This is a genomic window from Streptomyces sp. NPDC025793, from assembly GCF_055558375.1.
The window spans coordinates 13,561-31,856 of the sequence record NZ_JBVHMR010000039.1; the positions used below are offsets into that span (position 1 = coordinate 13,561).

Consider the following 18,296-nt stretch of genomic DNA (forward strand, 5'->3'; position numbering starts at 1 on the left):
CGACAAGAATAGAGAGAGAATGGCAGACCATGTCCCGAAGGCGGTGCGGGAGACACTGCACCGCCTTCAGACCAGGTGGCGGCTCATCGGTGCCCTTCGGTACGCGGGCCTTCCCCTCACCGCCGCCCTGTGGGCCGTCAACCTTGGACTCGCCCTGCTGCCCACGGTGACCGGCCTCGCGACTGGCGCATTGGTGTCCCGGCTGATCACCGACACGGCCGACGGACCCGGCCTGACCTTCCTGACACTGGCCGTCGGAGTGCTTGCGCTGGCCTCGCAGGCCCTGGAGTTCGCCCACTCGGCGCTGCGCGTCGTGGTGTCCCAACGGGTGAACGCAGGACACCGGTTGGCGGTGGGCCGGCTGGCCGCCCGGCCACGGGGCATCGGACACCTAGAGGACCCAGCCGTGCGAGACGACCTGTCCCTGGCGGTGATGAAAGGGCTGCCGCACTGGGTCTTCTACACCTTCGGCACCGGTGCAGTCGGACAGCTGAGCATCACTACGCGGACCATTGGCGCGTGCGTGGCCGCCGCCGTGCTCGCCTGGTTCTCCTGGCCGACCGCGGTCGCGTTGCTCGCGGCGGCGCTCCTGGTGCGGTCCACCACCCGCCGAGAGTGGATGCGGCAGCACAGGATCGTGCGCCAACTGACACCCGGCATTCGAGAGGAGGAGTATCTGTCCGAGGTCGCCACCGCGCCGTGGGCAGCCAAGGAGGTGCGCGTCTTCGGCCTCGGCGACTGGGTGACCGACCGCTACCGCGCCCTGGTCTCCATCCGGGTGTCCGCGCTAGCGGACGTGCGCATGCGGCTGCTGCGGCGGCTGCGTGTGCAGTTCATACTGCTGGCCGTCGTCACGGCCACCGGACTCGCCCGACTCGTCGTGGCCGCGGTACACGGCACGATCTCACCTGGCCAACTCGCCCTCTATCTGGGCGCGTTCTGGGCGATGATGGCGGTGAGTCGATGGGACACCGAAGCCTATGACGTCGAGTTCGCCGGCGTGCCCGCACTGCTGGCGACCGACCGACTGCGCACCACCCTCGCGGCCCCGGAACTGAAGTCACCAGCAACGGTGGCACCGACGACGAGAGCAGAACCGTCACCCACTCCACCACGCATCCGCTTTGACTCCGTGCACTTTCGCTACCCCGGCGCCGAACGATCCGTGCTGCGCGGCCTCGACCTGGTCCTGGAACCCGGCGAGGTACTGGCCTTGGTGGGTGTGAACGGGGCCGGCAAGACCACCTTCACCAAGCTGCTCACCAACCTCTACGAGCCGACCGCGGGCACCATCAGCGCCGACGGCGTCCCCCTCACCGGACTCGACGGCGCCGCCTGGCAGCGACGTGTCGCCGTCGTCTTCCAGGAGTCCACACGCTACGAACTGACCTTCCGCGACAACGTCGCCTTGGGCGCCCCCGGCACAACCGACCCCGCCGTGCTCGACACCGTCGCGCGGCAGGCCGGCATCACCGAACTGGTCGACGGCGCGCCCCTGGGCTGGGACACCCCGCTGGCCAGGGCCTACCGCGGCGGCGTCGATCTGTCCGGCGGACAGTGGCAGCGCGTCGCCCTGGCCCGTGCCCTGTACGCGGTGGCCCACGGCGCCCGAGTGCTCGTGCTGGACGAACCCACCGCCCACCTCGACGTACGGGCCGAGGCCGAGCAACTGGGGAGGGTCAGAGAGGCGGCACGGGGCGCGAGCGTGCTCCTGGTATCGCACCGACTCGCCACGGTCCGGCAGGCCGACAGGATCGCCGTGCTGTCCGACGGCCGCATCGTCGAGTCCGGAACGCACGAGCAGCTCATGGCACTCGACGGCGCCTACGCTCGCATGTTCCGAATGCAGGCCGACCGGTTCGACACCGATGCCCCGCAGCCGTCCACGACCCCCGACGAGGTGGCCGCCCGATGAACCGCACCCGCGCGCTGCGCCACCTCTTCCTGCTGTCCTGGCGTCTGCACCGCCGCTCCGCGGCCACCTACCTGACCCTGACCTGCGCCGACATCCTGGCCACCGGCGCGTTCGCGGTTGCGTTGCGCGTGCTCATCCAGAGCGCCCTCGACGGACACCTGACCCCCGCTCTGTACGCCACCGCCGCGGCAGCACTGAGCTGGACCGTCACCGTCGTCGGTGCCTCGGCTCGTGCCAATGTCGTCAACCTGCTCTCCGAGGCCGTCGCCCTGGAACTGGACGACGAGATCCACCGGCTGATCGGCCGCCTCGACACACTCGATAGCGTCGAACGCCCGGAGCATGCCGACCGGATCGCTCTGGTCCGCGGTAGCGGCGACGTCATCGCGCCCGCGGCCTGGGCGCTGCTGGACGCCGCCGCCACCGTCGTCCGGCTCGTGGTGGTCCTAGGCATCCTGGTCCTGGTAGCGCCTGTGCTCCTTCTGCTCCTCATCCTTCTCGCGCCCGCGCTGTTCCTCCCGCGGCTGGGGCAGCGGCGCATCAGGAGCGCGGCGCTCGCCACCGCCCAGGACGTCCGGCTCGCCGGGCACCTGCACTCACTGCTTACCGACCCGGCGCCCAGCACCGAGGTGCGGATCGCGGGCGCCGGACCGGCGCTGCTCGACCAGGCACAGCACACCTGGGACCGGATCGTGCGACGGCAGGCGCGCGCCCAATGGCAGGCGGCGGGGTTCGGCGCGTCGGGCTGGGCGCTGTTCGTCTTCGGCTACACCGCCGCGATGCTGCTGATCGTGCACCAGGTCACCACCGGCCGGGCACAGCCGGGCGACGTCCTCCTGATCGCCACGCTCACCAACACCCTGCGCACCCAGGCCGAAGGCGCGGTACGCGCCCTGCACCGCACGACCAACGGAATGAGTGCCCTCGACGCCTACGTGTGGCTGTGCGAGGAGGCCGGTGCGGCGGACACTGCTGCGTCGCACATTCGAGCGCCGGACCGGCTGCGCCAAGGGATCAGGCTGGACCAGGTGTCCTTCGACTACGGCGTGGGCGGCGAGGTGCTGCGCGAGATCGACCTCCGGTTGCCGGCCGGAAGCACCGTGGCCGTGGTGGGGGAGCACGGGGCCGGCAAGACCACCCTCGTCAAGCTGCTGTGCAAGTTCCACGAGCCCACCGGCGGAAGCATCACCGTCGACGGGGTCCCGCTGGCGGACGTGGACGCGAAGGAGTGGTGGCGGCGGACCACTGCCAACTTCCAAGACTTCGCGCGGTTCTTCTTCGTCGCGCGGGAGTCCGTCGGCGTGGGGGACCTCACGGCACTGGACGACGACGAGCGCATCGCCCAGGCGGTCCGAGCCGGAGACGCCGAGGAGGTTGTCGCTGGGCTGCCCCAGGGCCTCGGTACCCGCCTCGGGCGCTCCTTCCAGGGCGCCGAACTGTCCACGGGCCAGTGGCAGCGGATCGCCCTCAGCCGCGCCTCGATGCGGACCGAACCCCTGCTGTGCGTCATCGACGAGCCCACCGCATCACTCGACGCGCGCGGAGAACAGACGGTTTACGAACGCCAGTTGAGGCAGTCGAAGTCGCTGGCGGCGACAGCCGGCACGATCACGGTGGTCGTCTCGCATCGCTTTTCCACCGTGCGCAGCGCCGACCTGATCGTGGTGCTGGATGGCGGCCGGATCGTGGAGCATGGCGACCACGAGCAATTGATGGCCCTGAGTGGCAAGTACGCCGAGCTGTACCGGCTCCAGGCCGCGGGCTATCTGGATACGCCCACAGCCGGGTGACGGGACATGACGGGCACCGGCCTCGACAGGCCGGTGCCTCATGCCCTTACGCGGCGGCCCTGGGCCGCTTGAGCTGCTCCCAGTAGGACTGCTGGAGGGGGCCGAATGCGATGTCCTCGCAGATCGACTGGGCGGCGTTCTGACCGCTGCTCGCGGCGCCGGTCCACAGGAAGAACGAAGGCGCGTTGGCACTACCGGCGCTCCACACTCGAGGGTGGGAGGTGCGCCCGCTGACCGTGGTGAGGATGCCGCCGCGCTCGTTGAGTTCCAGACCGAGCGGGGCGGCGAACCGCACGTTGGGCTGCTTCACATTCGTCAACATCACCGCCCCGGCCGTCAGCGCCTCGCCGCCTTTGGTGACCATGTCGATTCCGCCGACGGTGCGGCGCGAGGCGGTGGCCACCTCGTCGACCAACACCCTGCCGCCGCGTTCCCGCAGCCGCACAGCCAGGTCGCTCGACGCCGCCTCCTCGTCCTGGATCACCGCCGTCAGCGTGGACGCGTACTGGACGGTCATCAGAGCCATGCCCAGCGTCTCGCGGCCCCTGCCGACACAAACGAAGGGATCGCCGTCGTTCTCATAAGTGTGGCAGAACGGGCAGTCGAAGACGTACTTGCCCCAGGTCCCCTCGGGCAGCCAGCTGGGGAGGCGGGGCACCGGCCCGGTCGCGAGCAGCAGCCGGCCGGCGGTGAACACGCCGTTATCCCGAGTTTCGACGGTCACCCCGTCGTCCGTCGCCGATGCCGTGCGGGCCTCGTCCCAGACAAATTCCACGCCGTATCCGAGGGCGGTCCGCTCCATCGACGCGTAAAGCTCCGACGGTTCGATCCCCTCGGCGTAAGGAAGATTGCGCACCCCCTCGGCGACGGAGTTGAAACGCTCCCGCAGGGAAATGACCAGCACCCGCAATTTGGTGCGAGCCAGCATCACCGACGCGGTGAGTCCGGCCGAACCCGCACCGACTACGACGACATCATAATTCCGTTGTTGCGTTGTCATGTCTCTCCTTCATGAGCCTGTGTCACGGCAGGCTGTACCAAGCTGTTCGACTGCGCAAAGGCGTCGCTCGAACGGGTGTCAGAGGTTTCCGCGGTCTGCGCCGCCCACCACGCCGGAAAGGGCAACAGCGAGTCCAGCACCAGGTCCGCGCCGATGAGCTCACCCGCGGGGTGCCGGCCCGTGGTGACGGCCACCGCCCGCGCGCCTGCGGCCCGCGCAGCGGCGATATCCGCCGGATGGTCCCCGACATAGGTGCCGGCTCTGTGGGTCAGCAGTGCCTCGGCCTTGCCCGGCCCCCACACGCCGCCGACGACCGCAGCAACCTCCAGTCGTTCGTGCGCCAGGTGCGCGCGGGCGGTCTGCTCGCTCTGCCCGGTCACCACGATTACCTGGTCCCCGCTGCGGCGGACCGCGGCGAGCGCCTCCCGCGCTCCCGGCAGCAGTCGCGCATGCCGGGCGCCATGCGCGGCATACTCGGCCCGGTAACGCGCGGCGAACCGCTCTGCCGTCGTCCTCGGCAACTGCTCCGCCAACAGGTCCTCCAGTGGCGGACCGAGCGACACCGTCACCCGTCCGACGTCGACGCTGGCCCCAAGGGCCAGGGAGGTGGCGCGGAGCATCGCCGCGATCGCCGGTCCGGTGTCGATAAGCGTGAGATCGAGATCGAAGCCGACGACCCGAACGCCAGACAAATGCATTCCCAACTTCGCCGCCTTTCCGTGGAAAGGGTGCACAGCGTAAAGGTGCATGGCGCGGGCGGCAAGCCGCCCGCCGGCCTGTTTCCCTTTGTTTCTTCGGCATCTCCGTACATTGCTACGCTGCGCCGGTGCCCGGTGCCCGGTGCCCGGTGCCCGGTGGCCGGTGCTGCGAAAATTCCGGGCTGTTCCCATGGAGGGTGTGACGTGAACTTGTATTCTTCTGTGCCCGTTGAATCCTTCGTCTGTATATGCGCAAGGCGGGCCCGTCGGGGCGGTCAGGTGACGGTGTGATCGGAACATTTCTTCAGCGTGCTTCGGATGGACACGTACCGCTGCGCGCGGCGCTTTTGGAATCCGGTGGCCAGCTGCCCGTCCTGTCCGCACCGGGACCGGTACCGGCTGACCAGGCCGGCCTTGTCGACCGGCTCACCCGGCAACTAGAGCGGGACGGCGTCGGCCGTCTCCGTCTGGCCGAGCCGCTGGACGACGCCGCGTTCCGCGCCCTGGGCGCCGCGTTCGGGGCACTGACTCCCGAGACCGATCCGTCCGTACGCGACTTCGTCACGGACGACGTCATCCTCAACCTGGTGAGCACCGAGCCCGCCACACACGACCCCGCACGCCAGCCGTTCGCAGCGGGCGCGCTCACGCTGCACAGTGAGGGCAGCGGTCGTCCCGTCGGCGGGCAGCCCCGCTACATCATCCTGATGTGCTGCGAGCCGGGCCCCGGCAAGGGCGCGCAGACCGTCCTCGTGCCCATGGTGGCCGTGGTCGAGTCTCTCACCCCACGCGTGAGGCAGATCCTGGCCGCCACCCGCTATCGCAACGCCCCCGGCGTCCCGCACGTGCTGCGCCACGTCGACGGCCGACCGGTGCTCTCCTTCCGGGACTTTGATTCCGACGCGCTGGAATGGGAGTGTTCCGACAGTTCGGTGACCGGGGCAGAGGTCGACGACGCCTTGCGGTCCCTGCTCGCCGCGCTCTACGCGGCCGAAAGCGCGGTGGGTGTGGAGTGGGACCGAGGCACCCTCGTCGTCATCGACAACACCCGCCACTTCCACGGCCGCACCGCGGGCGCAGGGTTCGAGGCGGGCAGCCGCCGGCACCTGAAGCGGCTGCGGGTGACGGCGTCGTGAAGCGCATCGCCGACCAGGCTGCCATCGGCTCCTCGGACCTGTTCACCGGAGTCCGGCCGTTCGACGCCGGATCGGGATCGGTGCCGCCCCTCGTCCTACTCACCTCGCCCGCCGAACCCGCTCTGACGGCGCCGCCCCTCGACCCCGCCCCCGACGGGCGACTGTTGGAGGTCTACCGCCGGGCCGAGAACCCCGGCGATCCGCTCGAACTCCGCGACCTCTACCTGGGCCGCGTAGAGGCTGAACTGGGTCGTCACAGCGACCGGCCCGAGCACGCGGAACGCTGGCGGTCCTCGAAGCTTCGGCGGGACGTGACCCCGCAGGAGGTGCTGGGCTCGCGTGCCACCGTGCGCTTCATCAAGGAACTCTTCAACTCCTACTTCCGGGACGACCTCTACGGCCGGCTCACGGGCAGCGCACGCGTCATCCTCTCCGGCGGCTCGGTGGACGAGGAGGCGTGGGGCCTACCGGACGTGCTCAAGGACGCCATCTCGTACGCGCTCTACCGCGATTGGTACGGCTACTCCGACTCCCGCGGACGCGACGCCGCCAGACAGGCGGTGGCCGGCTACGAGTCGGCAAGGCTGGGACGCCCCGTCTACGACGAGTGCAACGTCGCCATCACCATGGGCGCGACCTTCGCCATCAGCTCCGTCATCGACCAGATCCGGCTCACCCGCACCGGACCGCAGGCCCCCGCGCTGTGCGCCATCCCCAACTACCCCCCGCTGGTGGAGTCCGCCGCCCGGCGCGGCGCAGTCCAACTCGTGCCGCTCACCGCCCACGGCGGTGTCTCCTCGCTGCGCCCGCTGATCGCAGCGCTCCGCCCGGACACCCCGTTCGTGCTGCTCCAGACGGCGGCGAACCCGACCGGCGCCATCGTCCCCGAGGCCGAGCTGGCCGAACTCATCCGTGCCGCGTCCCCGTCCACCATGATCCTCCTCGACGAGTGCCACGAATGGCTCGGCGCCCGCGACCGGCTCTCGCTCGCCCGGACCGCGGCCAACGTCGTCCGCTTCAGCAGTCTGTCCAAGAACTGGTCGGCGCCCGGCCTGAAGGTCGGCTGGCTGGTCGCGGACGAGGCGTTCATCGACGAGTACTACGAGTACGCCTCGACGACGTTCGGTGGTCCGCCGTCGTTGTTCTACACGCTGGTTGAGACGCTGGCCCGGATGGAGGCGTGGCTGATCGGCGGCGTAGACCGGCTCGGCCCCGGACATCTCGCGGAGTTCGAGCCGGCCTATGGCTTCCGGCTGGCGCCGCTCCAGGCGGCCTACGACAACTATCGCGCCGACCGGCTCGACCGCGAGGCCACGCTCACCACGCTACGGGACACCGTCACCGCGCGGCTCGGCCTGCCCCACTTCACCGTGACGCCGGCCGCCTCCTCCATCAACCTCGCGCTGTCCGTCGCCGGGCACGATGACTCCTACCTCGCCTTCCGCGATCTGCTGCGGCAGACGGGTGTGTCCGTCTTCCCGGGCATCCTCACGTTCTGTCTGTCCGGCGGCATCGTCCGGCTGAGCACGTCCCGCCGCTGGCACGACCTCGAACCCGCTCTGCGCGCGCTCGCCGACTACAGCCCCCTACCACCCGAGACCGACCCGAGATGAAGGAACGACCAACGATGAACGTGCTGATGCTCCGCCACAATCTGCATCAGATGGTCCTGGAACAGGCCGACGAGGTCTACGCGGTTCTGGACGACTCCCCGGGCTGCCGAGCCCTGAGCGAGCAGACACTGGAGCGGTTCGCCGGCGTGTACCGGATCTCCTCCTACGACTCGTTGGAGGAGCTGAGTGCTGTGGTGGCCGACCTGACCACCCGGGGCGTCAGGATCGACAAGGTGGTGAGCCTCGCGGAGTTCACCCAGTACGCCGCCGGGTACACCGCGCACCTGCTCGGCCTTGACCACTACGCTCCGGGCATCGCCCTCGCCACGCGGGACAAGCGCGTGACTAAGGCCCGGGCGGCTGAGGCGGGCCTGGAGGTCGCGCGGTGGGTATCCGTGCCGCAGGACCCGCGGGACCGCGACGCGCAGGCAATCGCCGAAGCCGTCGGTCTCCCGCTGGTCCTCAAGCCGGCGAGCGGCTGGGGCACGATCTCGACCGTCAAGGTCGACGACCTCGCCCAACTGGAGCGCGTGCTGGCCGACTTCACCGTAGAGCCGGGCGTCGGCTCGCCCCATGTCATAGCCGAGGAGTTCATCGACGGGGACGAGTACCATGTCGACGCCGTGTGGCGGGCGGGCGAGCCGTGGTTCTTCCACGTCAGCCGCTATGTCGCGCCGCGGCTCAAGGCGTGGCTGGACAGCACCTACGACGGTTCAGTCCTGCTGGCCGAGGAGGACCACGCGGAGTTGTACGGCTGGCTACGCGATCTGAGCTCCCAGTTCAACAAGGCCGTCGGACTGACCCGGGGCGCCACCCACCTGGAAGTGTTCCGGGAGCGGTCGACGGGCCGGCTGGTTGTCTCCGACGTGGCCTCCCGGATGGGCGGTGCCCACGTCCCCGAGGTGACCGAGGCCAAGTGCGGCGTGCACGAGGGGCGTGTCGTCCTGCACGAGCTGCTGGACGGCGAGCGCGAGGACCTGCCTTGGTCGCGGCAGGGGTTCCGTTACGTCGGCGGGCTGTCCATCATGCCAGCCGAGTCCGGGAAGATCGTCGCACTGCCCGACCGGGACGAACTACTGGCCCACCCGCACGTGGTGCACGCCGTCGTGTACCGCGCCGTCGGTGACACCGTCGAGGTCTCGCACCCCTCCGGCTGGTGCGTGCTGGTAGTGGTGGGGGCGGACACCGAGGAGGAACTGCTGGCGGTCAACGAGGACCTGGTTGCCAGGTACCGTGTCGAGGTTGCCTGAACCGGCGAAGGCCGTGTGTGCCGGGATACCCCGGCACACACGGCCTTCGGCTGTCCGGCGCGTGTTCAGCCGCCGGCCACGTACGCGCGCAGTCGCGGTGCCACCTGTTCGGCCACCAGGGTGACCGTCTTCCAGTCGACCGGCGCCTTGACCCCGAGCAGGAAGTCCCGCACCCCCATGTCGGCGTACACCTTGAGCATGTCGAAGCAGTCGTCGGGGGAACCGAAGCTCAGGTACTGCCGGCGGAGGTCCTCGGGCGTGCTGGCCAACTGAGCCGACGACCGGTGCCCCAGCTCCGTCGGCGAGTCGCCGACCACCGCGCGGAACGTTATCGACTTGCGGACCTCGCTCGGGTCCCGCCCCACTTCACCGCAGCGCTTGAGGAAGGCGTCCAGCTTCCCCCGGTACACCTCGGGGCTGACCGGCAGTGCGTTCCAGGTGTCCGCGTGGCGGGCCGCGATCCGTGCCGTGCGGCGCACCCCGTCCCCGCCGACCACTAGCGGGAGGTGCGCCTGTAGAGGCTTGGGCGCCAGCCGTGCGTCGTCGAGCCGGTAGTGCGTGCCGTGAAACGTGGTGCTGTCCTGGTCCCACAGACTGCGCAGCACCGTGCACGCCTCCTCCAGCATGTCCAGGCGCACCCGGCCCTCCGGGAACGGGATGCCGTACTGCTGGTAGCCCCGGTCGGTGCCGCCCGCGCCGACGCCGAACTCCAGCCGGCCGCCACTGATGTGGTCGATGGTCGACGCGATGTTCGCCATGATCGCGGGGTGCCGCCAGGTGATCGGAGACACCAGCATCGCGCACCGGATGCGACGGGTGCGGGCAGCGAGCCCCGCGAGCAGCGTGGGACCCTCGAAGCAGGGCCAGTCGGGGGCGTAGGCGTGCGGGCGCAGGAAGTCGAAGAGCGAGATCCAGTCGTATCCCAGTTCCTCGGCCGCCTGCCACAGCTCAAGCGACGCCTCCCAACTGCCGTGCAGCTGGCCCGAGTGGACACCGAAGCGCACGGTGTCCGCGTGGATGGTCATGACGTTTCTCCGTCTCAGAGTTTCGCGGCGGCGGGGATGATGTGTTCGGCCATGAGATCGAGGGGCGTCCCGGTGTGCGCGTCGGGCACCGGACCGAAGACGGTGGACAGGCCCGCGTCGGCCATGCGGGCGAGGTCGTCGAGGATCACGCCGGTCCGTTCGCCGCGCGGTCCCGGGTCGAACTCGTAGTAGACGGTCTTCTCGATCTCGTCGTAGTCGCGGCCCTCGCGCTCGCAGTGTTCCCGCAACGCCGCGAGCTTGCCCGGCAGGCGAGGCGTCCAGAAAAAGTTGGACGCCTGCGCGTACTTGGCGACCAGACGCAGCGTCCTGCGTTCCCCCTCGCCGCCGATGAGGACCGGCGGGTGCGGGCGGCTGAGGGTGCGTGGCCGGTTGAGCGGTCGCTCGGCCCGCACATGGCTGCCCAGGAATGGGGTCTCGATGTCGTCCCACATCTGCGCGCACAGTCGCAGCACGTCCTCCAACTGCTCGAACCGGGTACGCAGTCCGGGGAAACGCAGGCCGAGCCCTGCCGCCTCCTCCTTGTTCCAGCCGGCGCCCACGCCGAGCATCGCCCGGCCGCCGGAGAGCACGTCCAGGGTGCTCACGGTCTTCGCCAGCACCCCGGGGTCCCGGAAGGTCACAGCCGTCACCAGCGTCAGGAGACGGGCGTGTTCGGTGTGCGCGGCCAGGAAGGCGAGCGTGGTGTACGCCTCCAACATGTCGAGCTCCGTCGGGCCCACCGAGCTGACCTGGAAGAAGTGGTCCGGTACCGCGATATACGCGAATCCGGACCGGTCAGCCTGGCGGGCGACACGGGCCAGGGCCGGTGCGGTGGCCGCCGGTCCGCCGGGAAAGGAGTAGTCCCGGATGTGCAGTCCAACTTTCATGGGTCACCTTTGTCCGTTCTCCATGGGGTGCCTGGGCCGGTCAGGCGATGCCGAACCGGTGTGTGGTGCGGCTGAGATAGGTCTCGCCCGGGTCGAGCCTGACCGGCGGGAAGTCGGGCCGATTGGGGGCGTCAGGCAGGGCGCTGGCCTGGAGGCAGATGCCCTCGCGGGGCTGGCCATGCCGGTCGGCGGTGTAGACGCCCAGGCCCGGCGCGTCGGTGGTCACCCGCATGTGCCGGCCGCTTACCGGGTCGCTCAGCTCGGCCGCCCAGGTGGCGTCGGCCAGCACGAAGAACCGGTCGATAGGCAGCGCGCCGATGGTTCTGGCGCCGGTGAAGTCGAACGGGGTGCCCCGGACGGGGTCCGGTGGGCCGGCGACGGGCACCATGCGCTCGCCGTACCGGATGATCCCATCGACGTTCAGGGCGAGGCGGTGGCTGTCGACGCGGTCGCGTCCGGCGAGGTTCCAGTAGGCGTGGTTGGTGAGGTCCACGATGGTGGGCGCCGTCGTGGTGGCCCGGTGCTCGAAGCTCAGCTCGCCCTCGGCGGACAGCCGGTAGATGGTCTCGGCGGACAGTTCGCCGGGGTACCCCTGGTCGCCGTCCGGGCTGCGCAGGCGGAGCCGGACGGCGACCGAGCCGGCATCGTGTGCCGTCTCGGCGTCCCAGACCAGCCGGTCGAAGCCGATGGCGCCGCCATGCATGTGGTGGCCGCGGTCGTTGAGGTCGAGCCGATGCGTCACGCCGTCAAGGGAGAAAAGGCCCCGGTCGACGCTACGCGAGAAGCGGCCCAGCGTCGCCCCGAGGTAGGGGCTGCCCTTGCGGGCCTCGTAGTCGGCGAGCGCCGGCTGGCGCAGTACGACGTTGCTCCGTCTGCCGTCGCGGTCGGGCACGAGGACGGACACGAGGGTAGCGCCGTACGTCCACACCTCCACGCTCAGACCATTCCCGTTGTCCAGTTCGTAGGCGTCGACCTGGCGCGGCTCCTGGCGGGCGTGGCCAGCTGTCGTGCCTACGGTTCGGTGGTGAATGCGCATGCGGTACGCGGCTCCTCAGATGTCCAGCACGAATCGCGCCGCGAGGCCGAGCCGGGCCAGGGTCTCAGGGCGGGCGAACGCAGCCTGGTCCAGCTGCTGAGGGTTGGTGCGGCGGGTGAAGTAGGCGTGCATGGCGCGTCGCCGCCGGTCCGAGCGGTTCAGCGTGCCGCCGTGCCACAGATGGCCGTTGAAGACGAGTAGCGACCCCGCCGGGGCGATGACGAGCTGTTCGTCGGGGTGCGGCATGGTGGGGTCGACCATGCCTTCCACAGGGGACTTGCCCCAGCGGTGCGAGCCCGGTACCAGCCGGGTGGCACCGTTCTCCTCGGTGAAGTCGTCCAGTAGCCACATCGTGTTGCAGACCTGGTAGTCGCCGGGCGGAAGATCGGCGCCCGGCCAGTCGGCGTGCAGCGCCTGATGGCCCTGGCCCGGTAGAGCCGCCCTGCTGCTGAGCGAGGACAGCTTGAACTCGTCGATCACCCGGTGAACGGCCGCCAGGAGCAGCGGGTGGGTGAAGCAGACGTCGAATACCTCGCCCTTGTTGACCAGGTCGGACACCCGGGCGGTACCCGCCTCCTGGCCGACCTCGGTGCCTGCGCGGTTCCCTTCGGTCGCCAACAGGGCGTCCAACTGGTCGCGTAGCCGGCCGGTCAGTTCCGGCGTCAGCACGCCGGGCAGGAAAGCGAAACCGTCCTCGTCCAGCTGCCGGCTCGTCGACGCGTCCAGCGGGGTGCCGGTGGCTCCGAGGTCTTCCAGTGCTCGGGCCATGTCCATGGCATGTCTCCTTGAGTGTGAGAAGCGGCGCAACGGGTGGTGGTGGGTGCGTATACCGTCAGACGTGCACGGTCGTCGGCGCCGTGGGCTTCAGGGGAGCCAGGTCGGCTGGAGTGAGGGACCGCAGCCGCAGTCCCAGGACGGAGTCGGCGGCGGCGAGGAGCACCCGGCGCCCCTGCGGGGTAACTTCGGCGGAGCGCACCGCTCTGTGGAGCACGGCCAGTGCCTTGGGGGAGTTGAGGTCATCGCAGACGGCGGCGTCGAACTGGTCGAGTAGCCGCACCGCAGCGGTGTCGCCAGCGGGAATCCAGTCCAGCGCCGCCTCATAGGTCTCGACGCCGTGGGGCGGCAGGCCGTCGGTGTCCAGACGCGCGACTAGGCGGCGCAGTGTGGTCTGCGCCGCCTGGAACGCGTCAGCCGTCACCGCCTGCGGACTGCGGTAGTGCCCGCCGAGCAGGAACAGCCGGCAGGCCATCGGGTGTACGCCCGAGCCGGTGATGTTTCCGAGCGTCGGGGCGCTTCCGCGGACCATCGGCAGCGCCCCGAAAGTGAGCATGTCGTGGTGGAGCCAGTAACCCACCCACGGTTCGCCGTTGCCCAGGTAGGATTCGCTCTGCGCGATCTCGTTGACGTGGTGGAGTTGGCGGTGGTGCTTACCACCGGTATGGATGTCGACGTAGTCCCCGAGCAGCGTGGCGCTGATCGCGGAGCAGCCCAGGTGCGCGCCGGGAAGGCCCCAGCCCCACGGTGAGTCCCAGCCCATACGGGAGTGGGCGGGGTCCGCGATCCGCCAGAGCGCGAAGTCGGTGGAGTTGCGCAGTCCGGCGGGGCGGTCGGAGCTTATGCCCTCGCGCTGCGCGGACACGTTCAGATTTCCCAGCAGTCCGTACCCTGCGGCGCGCGAGGTGTCGAAATACAGGCCCGTTTCCGTCGGGTAGGCGTATCCCTTCGCCGCCAGTACCCGGGCGTAGTCGATCATTTCGGGTATGTAGTGCGAGGAGCGCGCGTAGTGGTCTGCCGGCAGGAAGTTCAGCGTCGCCAGGTCGTCCTTGAAGGCCTGGGTGTAGAAGGAGCCGATGTCGCCCAGGGAGGGTGCGGTGGACGCAGAGTACAGCTCGTCGGGAACCGTGGGCCGAAAGTCCGTCCGTCCCTTGTCCACGTCGGTGATCATGAATACGTGCCGGCTCGGGAAGCCTTTCCAGCGCAGGGTTCGCCGCAGCACGTCGAAGCCGAGCGCACCTCTCAGCATGCCGAGGTGGGGATGCGAGAAGACCAGCGGGCCGCAACTGAAAATGCGAGTCTCTTTCCCCTTGGGGTGGAACTCGTCAAGCGTGCGGCCCATCGAATTGTACAGCCTCAGTGATGATGGCGACGACATTTTTCCTCTTGTCGGGAAGCGGCGATACCGCAGAGCTGTTCGACTGCGGAGGATCGTAGGTCGAACGCCCAGTCGTCACTAGAGGAAAATGCGCGAAACAGTGTTTGACCAGTGCCGCTGTTTCCGCGAACGCCGGGCCCCTGTTGTCTTCCTCGGAGGATCTATCTAAATTCTGAACGGCTTGGACCGCTGAGCCCGGTCTTATTCGCCGTCACTCAACCAGGAGAAAACCAGGCATTGTCATGCAGCAGGATCTGACAGACATAATCGAGGAACTGGTCAGGCGGCGTGTCAGGGCGGGGGGCGACGGGGTAGCGGGGGATCCCGACACCGGACTGCACGACCGCGGTGTGGACTCACTGGGCATCGCGAGCCTGATCGTCGACATCGAGCGCACCCTCGGCGTGCGCTTCCCCGCCGCGCTGATCACAGCCGACACCTTCGCCTCCGTGCGCTCGGTCGCCGCCGCCGTCCGCGGCCTTATCGAGGACGCCGCATGACTGACACGATGAAGGTCTACGAAGCCGTCCACACCTACCTCGGCATCCTGCCGAGCCAGGACATCGCACGCCACCCCACGGTACTGGCGGCGCTCGAGGCGCGCGCCCGTGAGACGCCTCGTGCCCCCTACCTCACCGCCGTCGCCACGGACGGCACTGAGACCACGCTCACCTTCGGTCTTATCGACGCCTGGAGCGCCCGCCTGGCCTGCTGGCTCCGACACGAGCACGCCGTGACACCCGGCGACGTGGTGGCGCTCATGCCGGTCAACGAACCCGTCTCCGTCGCCGCCCTCCTCGGTATCCTGCGGGCCGGCGCCGGCTGCCTGCTGCTCAACCCCGGCGACCCTGTCGGACGCGCAAGGGAGCAGAGCGACAGCCAGTCCGCCACGGTCGTGCTGTGCCCGCCTGCGGTGACCGAAGAACGGGACCTGCCGCCCGGCGCCGTCACCGTGCCCCACCCGGCCCGACTGGCGGACGACACCCACGGTCACGGGGCCTTGCCCGAGGTGCTGCCCGACACCGACGCTCTGTTCTTCGGAACGTCAGGCTCCACGGCAGCCTCCAAGATGGTGGCGCAGACCCATCGCAACGCCGCCACCAACGCCGAGGCGTTCGTGCGTCACCACCGGGTGCGTTCCGGCGAGCGCATCCTGGGCTTCCTGCCGATCCACCACGCGAACGGGGTGCACACCACGCTGCTCTCCCCGCTGTTCTCCGGCTCCCACACCGTTCTGGCCCGCGCATTCAGCCCGTTCCAGTACCCGGGTCTGATCGAGCAGTACCGCCCGCGCTTCGCCAGTGCGGTGCCCAGCGTGCTCGACTCGCTCCTGCAGACCTGGCGCGAGCCCTGCCTCCCCGCCGGCTTCGAGTATTTCTTGACCGCCGCCTCGCCGCTGTCCGCACGCACCTGCGCCGAAGTGCGGCGCACGTTCGGCACCCGGGTGGTACAGGGCTACGGACTCACCGAGACCACCAACTTCTCCACCACCGTGCCGGTGGACCTCTCCGACAGCGAGTACCGGCGGCTCATGCTCGACACCGACATCCCCTCCATCGGCACCATGGTGTACGGCAACGAGGTCGCCGTGTTCACCGAATCCGGCGAGCGCGCCCGGGCCGGCGAGACTGGCGAGATCCGGATGCGCGGACACAACGTCATGTCCCGGTACGCGGGTAACCCCGACGCTACTCGGGAGGCGTTCCGGGGCGGTTGGTTCCGCTCCGGAGACCTGGGCTACCAGGTTGAGTCACCGGAGAGTCCCGACCCCTTCGTGGTCATCACCGGCCGCGCCAAGAACATGGCGAAGGTGCGGGGCGAGGCGGTCTCCCTGGAAGAACTGGAGCGCGCACTGCTCCAGATCAGCGGCGTGCGGGACGCGGCCTGCGTCGCTGTCCCCGACACCGTGGAGGGCGAGACCGTCACCGCTGTGGTGGTTTCACCGCACGGCAGCGAGGACGGCATCTACCGGCATCTGAACACCGCCGTCTCCGCCAACGCCCTCCCGCGCCGCATCGTGTTCACCGACCGTATCCCCCGGTCCAGCACCGGAAAGATCATCCGTCGGCAGCTCGCCGGCGAGGTCGCCGAGGATGCCACCTCCCCCATCACTCTCGCCGCCAGGCAGGAAACGGAGAACTCGTGACCGCCAATCCCCTCAAAGCCAACCCGGACGACGAGAACGAGGTCCACGACCTCGACGAGTTCCAGGACGCGGGCGCCTGCATCGTGACTCCGGTCGCCTCGCTGCCCGCCGTCGCCGCCAACGCGCTGGTGTACGCGATGGCGAAAGTGGTCCGCGACGGGCACGTCGCCGAAACTGCCCTCACCCCGGACGACGACGGCGTCATACGCGCCCAGTATTTCGAAGAGGGCCATGTGTACATGCTGGCCAAGCCGGTGGACGGGTATGCGGCGAGCCGCTACATCATGGATCTGTTCAACGTCGGTGAGCGGGCCGCGTGTTCGCGGATGCATTACCACACCGGCGCCCGGATGGTGCGGCTGATCACCGGCCAGGACACCACCATCCACGTCTCCGCGCTCTCGCCCTTCCGCTATACCTACGTAGACGGTGTCACTCCGTTCAAGCTCCAGGTGGAGCGCGACCTGATGCCGGACAGCACCCGCGAACGGTACAGCTTCTGGGTGCCGGAGTCCTCGATCGTGGACCTCCAGATCCCGCGCGGCACCTCCCACCAGTTCAACTCCTTCGGCGCCAACGCTGTCATCGACACGATCCACCCGGAGGAGACCATCGAGGCGTTCCGCGAGAAGATGTCCGGACTGCGTATGATGGCCCAGACAGTCTTCCTCTCCGACGGGTTCCCCGCGGTGGAGGACTGTGGCGGTGAGTTGGGCCGCCGATGAACAGCGTTGACTGGTACGGCCTCGGCGTCTTCGGCCTGCCGATAGCCTCCCACCTGGTGTCCGCCGGTCACTCGGTGCGTGCGGGCAACGAGCGCGGCAGGGTCACCGAGTTCGTTCGCGCGGGCGGCCTGTCCGCCGGGGCGCAGAGCGGTGACGCCCCGCTCGTCGGGCTGTGCCTGCCCACCGGCGCCGAGGTCATTGACGTCGTCCGGGACATCCAGGAGGCCACCTTCGTGGTGGACTTCTCCTCTCACGACCCGCTCTCGGCCACCGAGGCCGCCGGGGAGCTCGCCTCGCGCGGCATCGGATACGTCGACTGCCCGGTCTCCGGGAGCGTACAGCTGGCCGCCGATGGACGGCTCACGGGGTATCCGGGAGCATCCCCGGGAGCCCTCCCGGCGGAGGTTCGCGAGCTTATTGGAACCGTCTGCGATCAGGTGTTTTGGACCGGCAGCCTCGGCCAGGGACAGGCGATGAAGCTGGTCAACCAGGTCATCCACCTGGGCAACGTGCTGGTCCTGGGCGAGGGGTTCGAACTGGCCGGCCAGCTCGGCCTCGAACCGGCCACCGTGCTGGACGCGCTCAAGGCGTCGTCGGGATCGAGCCGAATGCTGGAGCGGTTCGGCGAGCAGATGCTGGCCAGCCGCTACCCACGCCAGTTCAGCGCGCGGCTGGCCCGCAAGGACATCCGCAGCGTCCTCGCGCTGGCGCCGGACCTGCCGGTCGCTGGCATGGTCGAGGAACGCTTGCGGACCGTCGTCGAGTCCGGGTACGGCGAGGACAACTTCACCCGGCTTGCGAGACGGGAGCAGGTGTGACGTGCGGGAGGCGGGGACCGTAACGGTCCCCGCCCCCCCCCCCCCCACCCCCAGACCCCGGGAGGCGCCATTGCCCGGACACCGCGGGGGGGGCCCCCACCCCCA

At 69.4% G+C, this 18,296-nt stretch carries 16 protein-coding genes; 9 read left to right on the plus strand and 7 right to left on the minus strand.

The genetic code is table 11. The features are described 5' to 3' along the window. Window positions 1-19: 19 nt before the first annotated feature. Both ACZ4MF_RS39785 and ACZ4MF_RS39790 read left to right on the plus strand, forming a co-directional pair. On the plus strand, window positions 20-1,915 hold the full coding sequence (locus tag ACZ4MF_RS39785; protein WP_467498003.1) for an ABC transporter ATP-binding protein: 1,896 nt from the start codon (window positions 20-22) through the stop codon (window positions 1,913-1,915). After that, window positions 1,912-3,705 carry an ABC transporter ATP-binding protein gene (locus ACZ4MF_RS39790; protein WP_467498005.1) on the plus strand — a complete coding sequence of 598 codons (1,794 nt, stop codon included), beginning with the start codon at window positions 1,912-1,914 and terminating at the stop codon, window positions 3,703-3,705. The genes ACZ4MF_RS39785 and ACZ4MF_RS39790 overlap by 4 nt, the downstream gene beginning before the upstream one ends. A 46-nt stretch (window positions 3,706-3,751) precedes the next feature. Here the strand turns inward: ACZ4MF_RS39790 and ACZ4MF_RS39795 are convergent, their stop codons facing one another. Together ACZ4MF_RS39795 and ACZ4MF_RS39800 are read right to left on the minus strand one after the other, a co-directional pair. Next, window positions 3,752-4,705, minus strand: coding sequence for an NAD(P)/FAD-dependent oxidoreductase (locus ACZ4MF_RS39795; protein ID WP_467498007.1), 954 nt, complete (start codon window positions 4,703-4,705; stop codon window positions 3,752-3,754). Then, window positions 4,702-5,454 (minus strand): HAD family hydrolase, encoded by a 753-nt coding sequence (locus ACZ4MF_RS39800; protein WP_467498009.1) that lies wholly within the window; start codon window positions 5,452-5,454, stop codon window positions 4,702-4,704. The genes ACZ4MF_RS39795 and ACZ4MF_RS39800 overlap by 4 nt, the downstream gene beginning before the upstream one ends. 296 nt (window positions 5,455-5,750) lie before the next feature. Here ACZ4MF_RS39800 and ACZ4MF_RS39805 point away from each other — a divergent pair, with 296 nt between their 5' ends. The 3 genes from ACZ4MF_RS39805 to ACZ4MF_RS39815 are packed head-to-tail and all read left to right on the plus strand — an operon-like array spanning window position 5,751 to window position 9,402. Beyond that, on the plus strand, window positions 5,751-6,539 hold the full coding sequence (locus tag ACZ4MF_RS39805; RefSeq protein WP_467498011.1) for a TauD/TfdA family dioxygenase: 789 nt from the start codon (window positions 5,751-5,753) through the stop codon (window positions 6,537-6,539). Further along, on the plus strand, window positions 6,536-8,152 hold the full coding sequence (locus ACZ4MF_RS39810; protein ID WP_467498012.1) for a pyridoxal phosphate-dependent aminotransferase: 1,617 nt from the start codon (window positions 6,536-6,538) through the stop codon (window positions 8,150-8,152). Before ACZ4MF_RS39805 ends, ACZ4MF_RS39810 begins: the two co-directional genes overlap by 4 nt. Before the next feature lie 14 nt (window positions 8,153-8,166). Beyond that, the gene (locus ACZ4MF_RS39815) at window positions 8,167-9,402 is read left to right on the plus strand and encodes an ATP-grasp domain-containing protein (RefSeq protein ID WP_467498014.1); all 1,236 of its coding nucleotides are present in this window, start codon (window positions 8,167-8,169) and stop codon (window positions 9,400-9,402) included. Window positions 9,403-9,467: 65 nt separating this feature from the next. Here the strand turns inward: ACZ4MF_RS39815 and ACZ4MF_RS39820 are convergent, their stop codons facing one another. Genes ACZ4MF_RS39820 through ACZ4MF_RS39840 form a run of 5 tightly spaced genes read right to left on the minus strand, consistent with a single transcriptional unit; the run spans window position 9,468 to window position 14,466 of the window. After that, entirely contained in the window at window positions 9,468-10,427 is a 960-nt protein-coding gene (locus ACZ4MF_RS39820; RefSeq protein WP_467498015.1) for an LLM class flavin-dependent oxidoreductase, read from the minus strand. 14 nt (window positions 10,428-10,441) lie between these two features. Then, entirely contained in the window at window positions 10,442-11,314 is an 873-nt protein-coding gene (locus tag ACZ4MF_RS39825; protein ID WP_467498017.1) for an LLM class F420-dependent oxidoreductase, read from the minus strand. 40 nt (window positions 11,315-11,354) lie between these two features. After that, window positions 11,355-12,350 (minus strand): aldose epimerase family protein, encoded by a 996-nt coding sequence (locus ACZ4MF_RS39830; RefSeq protein WP_467498019.1) that lies wholly within the window; start codon window positions 12,348-12,350, stop codon window positions 11,355-11,357. Window positions 12,351-12,365: 15 nt separating this feature from the next. After that, on the minus strand, window positions 12,366-13,124 hold the full coding sequence (locus ACZ4MF_RS39835) for a phytanoyl-CoA dioxygenase family protein (RefSeq protein WP_467498021.1): 759 nt from the start codon (window positions 13,122-13,124) through the stop codon (window positions 12,366-12,368). Between the two features lie 58 nt (window positions 13,125-13,182). Continuing rightward, window positions 13,183-14,466: a DALR domain-containing protein gene (locus ACZ4MF_RS39840; protein WP_467498023.1), complete on the minus strand. Its 1,284-nt coding sequence runs from the start codon at window positions 14,464-14,466 to the stop codon at window positions 13,183-13,185. A 278-nt stretch (window positions 14,467-14,744) separates the two neighbouring features. Here ACZ4MF_RS39840 and ACZ4MF_RS39845 point away from each other — a divergent pair, with 278 nt between their 5' ends. Genes ACZ4MF_RS39845 through ACZ4MF_RS39860 form a run of 4 tightly spaced genes read left to right on the plus strand, consistent with a single transcriptional unit; the run spans window position 14,745 to window position 18,191 of the window. Further along, window positions 14,745-15,002, plus strand: a complete 258-nt coding sequence (locus tag ACZ4MF_RS39845) for a phosphopantetheine-binding protein (RefSeq protein ID WP_467498025.1) — start codon at window positions 14,745-14,747, stop codon at window positions 15,000-15,002. After that, the gene (locus ACZ4MF_RS39850) at window positions 14,999-16,648 is read left to right on the plus strand and encodes a class I adenylate-forming enzyme family protein (RefSeq protein ID WP_467498027.1); all 1,650 of its coding nucleotides are present in this window, start codon (window positions 14,999-15,001) and stop codon (window positions 16,646-16,648) included. The genes ACZ4MF_RS39845 and ACZ4MF_RS39850 overlap by 4 nt, the downstream gene beginning before the upstream one ends. Next, on the plus strand, window positions 16,645-17,373 hold the full coding sequence (locus ACZ4MF_RS39855; protein WP_467498029.1) for a hypothetical protein: 729 nt from the start codon (window positions 16,645-16,647) through the stop codon (window positions 17,371-17,373). The genes ACZ4MF_RS39850 and ACZ4MF_RS39855 overlap by 4 nt, the downstream gene beginning before the upstream one ends. Next, window positions 17,370-18,191 carry an NAD(P)-dependent oxidoreductase gene (locus tag ACZ4MF_RS39860; protein WP_467498031.1) on the plus strand — a complete coding sequence of 274 codons (822 nt, stop codon included), beginning with the start codon at window positions 17,370-17,372 and terminating at the stop codon, window positions 18,189-18,191. Before ACZ4MF_RS39855 ends, ACZ4MF_RS39860 begins: the two co-directional genes overlap by 4 nt. The last annotated feature ends 105 nt before the right edge of the window (window positions 18,192-18,296 follow it).